The 6,315-nt window shown below is 62.1% G+C and carries 6 protein-coding genes; 2 read left to right on the top strand and 4 right to left on the bottom strand.

The features are described from left to right. Window positions 1-9: 9 nt before the first annotated feature. From ACHAC9_RS21060 to yajC, 4 genes are all read right to left on the bottom strand, one after another. The gene (locus tag ACHAC9_RS21060; RefSeq protein ID WP_435763089.1) at window positions 10-891 is read right to left on the bottom strand and encodes an SMP-30/gluconolactonase/LRE family protein; all 882 of its coding nucleotides are present in this window, start codon (window positions 889-891) and stop codon (window positions 10-12) included. Window positions 892-1,230: 339 nt separating this feature from the next. Further along, on the bottom strand, window positions 1,231-2,250 hold the full coding sequence (secF, locus tag ACHAC9_RS21065; RefSeq protein WP_435763092.1) for a protein translocase subunit SecF: 1,020 nt from the start codon (window positions 2,248-2,250) through the stop codon (window positions 1,231-1,233). Between the two features lie 16 nt (window positions 2,251-2,266). Further along, complete coding sequence (gene secD / locus ACHAC9_RS21070) at window positions 2,267-4,144, bottom strand: protein translocase subunit SecD (protein WP_435763094.1); 1,878 nt, start codon at window positions 4,142-4,144, stop codon at window positions 2,267-2,269. Window positions 4,145-4,206: 62 nt separating this feature from the next. Then, window positions 4,207-4,542, bottom strand: coding sequence for a preprotein translocase subunit YajC (gene yajC, locus ACHAC9_RS21075; RefSeq protein WP_435763097.1), 336 nt, complete (start codon window positions 4,540-4,542; stop codon window positions 4,207-4,209). A 380-nt stretch (window positions 4,543-4,922) separates the two neighbouring features. Here yajC and ACHAC9_RS21080 point away from each other — a divergent pair, with 380 nt between their 5' ends. Together ACHAC9_RS21080 and ACHAC9_RS21085 are read left to right on the top strand one after the other, a co-directional pair. Then, window positions 4,923-6,023 (top strand): NADH:flavin oxidoreductase/NADH oxidase, encoded by a 1,101-nt coding sequence (locus ACHAC9_RS21080; RefSeq protein ID WP_435763099.1) that lies wholly within the window; start codon window positions 4,923-4,925, stop codon window positions 6,021-6,023. A 62-nt stretch (window positions 6,024-6,085) separates the two neighbouring features. Continuing rightward, window positions 6,086-6,315 (top strand): transposase (locus tag ACHAC9_RS21085; RefSeq protein ID WP_435763101.1); only part of this gene is annotated, 230 nt, incomplete at its 3' end.

Consider the following 6,315-nt stretch of genomic DNA (forward strand, 5'->3'; position numbering starts at 1 on the left):
GCATTGCGATTAGCGGTGCAGAAAACGCGATTCCGGCAAGCCCCCGATATCGAGCGACTGCCTGAACAGGGCGCCTGACAAGGGCGCCGCGGCGCGCTCTTGCGCCGTCATACCGAGATGGGCCGAGGTGACGTAGAGCGTCGACAGGTCCGGTCCGCCGAACGCCGGGCAGCTCGGCTGGGGCGCCGCGAGCGCGAGCACGCGATCGAGCCGCCCATCCGGGGCGAAACGCATGAGCTGCCCCGCTCCCCAGCGCGTGCTCCACAGATAACCCTGCGCATCGATGCACGAGCCGTCCGGCTCGCCGGGCGCCGCATCGGCCGCCACGAAGGTGCGCGTTTCTCCGATCTCGCCGCTGCAGGGGTTGTAATTGCAGACACGGATCTCTCGCGTCATCGAATCGGCAAAATACATGCTGCGCCCGTCCGGGCTGAAGCAGATGCTGTTCGCGATCGCGACCTTCCCGAGCGGCAAGCGCTCGAGGCTCAGGTCGAGGTTCAGGCGATAGAAGCTGCCCAGCGCCGTTTTCGGATGTGCGGCCTGGTTGAACATGCCGAACACGAAGCGCCCCTGGCGGTCGCAGCGGCCGTCGTTCAGGCGCGTCCAGGGAATGTCGGCTTCGACGTCGACGATGCGCGTGACGGCGCCCGTGGAGAAGGTGAAGAAGGCAAGACCCGAGGCAAGCCCCAGCAGCAGACGGTCGTCGCTGCCGGTCAGCGCAAAACAGCACAGACGCTCGGGCATCGGCCAGCTGAGCGTCTTGCCGGTCGCAGGCGAATACGACCACAGCGTGGCGGCCGGAATGTCGGTCCACAGCAGGCGTCGGGTGCGTTCGCACCACAGCGCGCATTCGCCCAGTTCGTGGCGGGCGTCGATCAGCAATTCCATCATGCCGTATTTCTCCATCGTCAGGCGCACATGCGCAGGACAAAAAAAATGCCCGCTCAGGGAGCGGGCAAAGTCCAAAACTAGGGATGTCCTGAAAGAGACAGCTTCATATTAGTTCCCGGTTCCCGCACACTCTGTGCGCCATTTCACACTTGTGACATTTTCCTGCTGTTGTGGCCGCCGATAGGCGCCGGCAAAAAAAAACCCGCTCCGAGGGGGAGCGGGTGAAGTCCAAAACTAGGGATGTCCTGAAAGAGACAGTTCCACTATAAGGTTCTGCTATCCCTACCCTCTGTGCGATAACTCACACATGAGAAGGAAATGTCACATTCCGCTGTCCGATCAGACGACGGCGCCGTCCGTTTCGTCCTTTTCCTTAACCGGCTTGATCAGGTCTTCCCGCTTCACGCCGAGCCACATGGCAATTGCCGCGGCCACGAAGACCGACGAATAGATACCGAAGCAGATACCGATCGTCAGGGCCATTGCGAAGTGGTGCAGCGACGGGCCGCCGAACAGCAGCATCGACAACACCATCATCTGGGTCGAGGCGTGGGTGATGATCGTGCGCGAAATGGTGCTGGTGATCGCGTGGTCGATGACTTCGGTGACGCTCATCTTGCGTTGCTTGCGGAAGGTTTCGCGGATCCGGTCGAAGATGACGACCGATTCATTGACCGAGTAACCGAGCACGGCCAGCACGGCGGCCAGCACCGTCAGCGAGAATTCCCACTGGAAGAAGGCGAAGAAGCCGAGGATGATGACGACGTCGTGCAGGTTCGCCAGGATCGCAGCGACGGCGAACTTCCACTCGAAGCGCACGGCGAGGTAGATCACGACGCCGACGATCACCATGATCAGCGCGTTCAGGCCGTCGGTGGCCAGTTCGTCGCCCACCTGCGGGCCGACAAAGTCGACGCGCTGCAGCGTCACCATTTCGGCGCCGGCCGGGTTGGCGCAGCTGGTGCGCGCCACTTGCTGGCCCTTCTCGAGCACCGTGACCTGCTTGGGCGAGCCGCCTTCGGAGGCGCAGATGGCATTGAAGGCTTCCGACGAGACAGTCGCGCCGGCGGCGGTTTTTACTGGCGGCAGGCGCAGGATGATGTCCTGGGCGGTGCCGAAGCTGGCCACCTCGGGTGCTTCATGGCCGATGCCGCGTAGTGTGGCGCGGATCTTTTCCTGGTCGGCTGCGTGCGGGTAACGCAATTCCATCACGGTGCCGCCGGTGAACTCGACCGAGAAGTGCAGCCCCTTGGTCACCAGGAAGAACACCGCGGCGACGAAGGTCAGCGCCGAGATCACGTTGAAGATCAACGCGTGGCGCATGAACGGGATGTCCCGTTTGATTTTGAAAAATTCCATGACGATTCCCTAGTCTTTATTTCTTTTCAGCGGGCAGGCCCGGGGTCCAGACGGTGCCCACCGACAGCTTGGTGAGCTTCTTGCCGCGACGGCCGTACCACAGGTTGGCGATGCCGCGCGAGACGAACACTGCCGAGAACATCGAGGTCAGGATGCCGAGCGTGTGCACGACGGCAAAGCCGCGCACTGCGCCCGAACCGAAGATCAACAGTGCCAGGCCGACGATCAGGGTCGTGACATTCGAGTCGAAAATCGTGTCCCAGGCGTGGCTGAAACCATTCGTGATCGCCATTTGCGGCGTGGCCCCGGCACGCAATTCCTCGCGGATGCGCTCGTTGATCAGCACGTTGGCGTCAATCGCCATACCCAGCGCCAGCGCGATGGCGGCGATACCCGGCAGGGTCAGGGTTGCCTGCAGCATCGACAGCAGCGCCAGCAGGAACAGCACGTTGGCGGCCAATGCCAGTGCGCTAAAGACGCCGAACATGTGATAGTAGATGATCATGAAGACCACGATCGCGGCGAAGCCCCACACCGTCGAGTTCAGGCCGCGGCTGATGTTTTCAGCGCCCAGCTGCGGGCCGACCACGCGTTCCTCGATGAATTCCATCGGCGCCGACAGCGCGCCCGAGCGCAGCAGCAGCGCCAGTTCGTTCGCGTCTTCGATGGTGCCGATGCCGGTGATCTGGAAGGTCGAGCCGAGTTCGCCCTGGATGGTCGGGGCCGACGGCACGGTATATTTACCCTTTTCCTTCAGCAAAATCGCCATGCGCTTGCCGATGTTTTCGCGGGTGGCGAGACGGATCTTGCGGCCACCATCGCCGTTCAGGTCGAGCGAGACGGCAGGCTGCTGGTTCGAGTCGAAGGTGGCGACGGCGCTGGAGATATAGTCGCCGGTCAGGATGATGTCTTTCGACACCACAACCGGGGCGCCGCGGCCTTCGGTGAACAGTTCCGAGTTCAACGGAATGGCGGCCGACAGCTCGGTGCCCGGCGTGATGGTCGAATCGACCATGCGCATTTCCAGCGTCGCGGTACGGCCGATGATGTCTTTCGCACGGGCCACGTCCTGCACGCCTGGCAATTGCACGACGATGCGGTCGGCACCCTGGCGCTGGATGACCGGCTCGGTCACACCCAGTTCGTTAATCCGCTTGGACAGGGTCGTAATGTTCTGGTTCACGCCTTCTTCGACGGTGCGCTTGAGCGCTTCCGGCTTCAGGGTGACCATCAACTTGAGGTCGGTGCCGTCGGCGGCATCGGCGAAGGCCAGGTCTTGCACTTGGCTCGACAGTGCAGTGCGCGCGGCGCTGCGGGTTGCCTCATCGCGGAAGGTGACTTCCACGGTATTGCCGACGCGCTCGATTCCGGCGTGGCGCACGTTCTTGTCGCGCAGGATGCTGCGCACGCTCGCTTGCGTGCCTTTTACCTTGGTTTCCAGCACGGCCTTGGAATCGACTTGCAGCAGGAAGTGGACGCCGCCGCGCAAATCGAGGCCGAGGTTCATCGGCAGCGCGCGCAGGCCCTGCATCCAGGCCGGAGTATTTTTCACCAGGTTGACGGTGACGATGTAATCGGGGTCGGCCTGGTCACGGTTGAGCTGGCGCTCGAGCGCGAGCTTGGCCTTGAACTGGGCATCGGTCGTGGTGAAGCGCGCACGCACGGCCGTCGAATTGCCCGAGCCATCCAGGGTGACCTGGTTTGCTGGAACACCTTCGCGTTTGAGCACGTCCGCGACCCGGGAAGAGGTGTCGCTCGTGATCTTGACTGTCGTCTTGCCGGTTGTGACCTGCAACGCTGGCGATTCGCCAAAGTAATTAGGCGCCGTGTACAGCGCGCCCAGCAGGAGCGCGACAGCGATCAGTATGTATTTCCAGACGGGATAGCGATTCATAGTGTTCCAGCGTTGGGTGTTGAGCGGCAACGGCCCTTTGGGGAAAAGGCCGCGGCCTGGGCTTACAGGGACTTGAGCGTACCCTTCGGCAGCAGCGTGGTGACTGCGTTCTTCTGCACGATCATCTCGGTGCCGGCTGCCACTTCGATGGTGACATAGGCGTCCTTGACTTGCACGACGCGGCCCAGGATACCGCCGGCGGTGACGACTTCATCGCCCTTGGCCAGCGCTTCCATCATCGATTTCATTTCCTTCTGGCGCTTTTGCTGCGGGCGAATCATCAGGAAATACATGACCACGAACATGATGAGCAATGGCGCGAAAGTCGTCAGATTGCCCATCAGGCCAGGATCGGCAGCAGCGGTAGTAGTTTGCGCGTACGCGGTGGAAATGAACACGAGGACTCCGATTGTGAGATAAAAAAAACTGCGCTGTATTCTAGCACCGGCGAACTGCCAACGGCCATTTGCGGTAGATGGGATTGACAAGAATGAATTGCAAGCTGGAAATTAGAGCAAATGTGGGCATGCTGTGATCGTCTGGCGATCACCATTCCCGGCAAACGTACGGCTGAGCGAACCGAGGCCTCCGGCAGCAAGCAATACCAGCTTGTGCGAGAATCCTGACCAGGCGAAAAGCAGCACCGCATGCCCCATGCGGCAGACCTTTCGCCACCATGATCGCGATCTGCAGCGACGTGCCGACCTGTTCTGCCCGCCCTGCCGGTCACTCCCACCTTTGCTTGCGCCCCGCACGCCTCCTATTAAGAAAAGAACCCATGTCAGCATTGTTTTCCCCATTTACCTTAAAAGACGTCACCCTGCGCAACCGCATCGCCGTGCCGCCGATGTGCCAGTACAGCGCCACCGACGGCTTGACCAACGGCTGGCACCAGACCCATTACGAGAGCATCGCCCGCGGCGGCGGCGGCCTCGTGATCGTCGAAGCGACCGGCGTGTCGCCCGAAGGCCGCATCACGCCGGCCTGCCTCGGACTCTGGAAGGACGAGCAGGTCCCGGGCCTGGCGCGCATCGCCGCGAACATCAAGGCCGCCGGCGCCGTGCCCGGCATCCAGATCGGCCACGCCGGGCGCAAGGCCAGCGCCCAGCGTCCGTGGGAGGGAGATGACCATATCCCTGAAGGCGATCCGGCCGCTTGGGAAACCATCTCGCCGTCCGCCGTCGCGTTTGGCGCCAACCTGCCGCGCGTGCCGCGCGCCATGACGATCGCCGACATCGAGCGCGTAAAAGCCGATTTCGTGTCCGCCGCACGCCGCGCGCTGGACGCGGGCTTCGAGTGGCTGGAACTGCACTTCGCGCATGGCTACCTCGGCCAGAGCTTTTTCTCGGTCCACGCCAATCAGCGCGACGACCAGTATGGCGGCGACCTCGCGGGACGCAGCCGCTTCCTGCTCGAGACGCTGGCGGCGGTGCGCGCGGTCTGGCCCGAACGTTTTCCATTGACGGCACGCTTCGGCGTGATCGAATTCGATGGGCGCGACGAGGAGACCTTATCCGAAGCGATCACGCTGACGCAGCAGTTCCGCGCAGGCGGGCTGGATATGCTCAACGTGAGCGTCGGCTTCTCGACGCCGGATGCGAGCATTCCGTGGGGATCGGGCTTCCTTGCGCCGATCGCCGAGCGCGTGAAGCGCGAAACCGGGCTGCCGGTGGCCTCGTCGTGGAATATCGATTCGCCGCAGGTCGCCGAGCGCGTCGTCGCCGAAGGACAGATGGACCTGGTGATGATCGGACGTGCGCACCTGGGCAATCCGCATTATGCCTATGCGGCGGCCAAAGTGCTGGGGGTGGAGAAGCCGTCGTGGACGCTGCCGGCGCCGTATGCGCATTGGCTGGAGCGGTATCGGTCGGCGGATTAAAAAAAAGCGCGGCAGAAATGAACTGACCCCCAAAAGTTGGACACAACTTTTGGGGTTTTTTCATGACGAAGTACGATGAACAGCTCAAGCTCAAAGTCGTCCGTGAGTATCTGGCTGGCACTGTGGGGTATCAGCGTGTCGCCGAGTTGTACAGCGTTCCACGCAAGAGCCTGGAGACCTGGGTCAAGCTGTACCGCGCCCATGGGGTCGATGGGTTGAAAAAAAAGTTCAGCCATTACAGCATGCAGTTCCGGCTTGAAGTGATACAGCGAATGCGCACAGATGATCTTTA

Origin of the sequence: Massilia sp. CMS3.1 (assembly GCF_051262535.1) — a bacterium.
Taxonomy (GTDB): domain Bacteria; phylum Pseudomonadota; class Gammaproteobacteria; order Burkholderiales; family Burkholderiaceae_D; genus Telluria.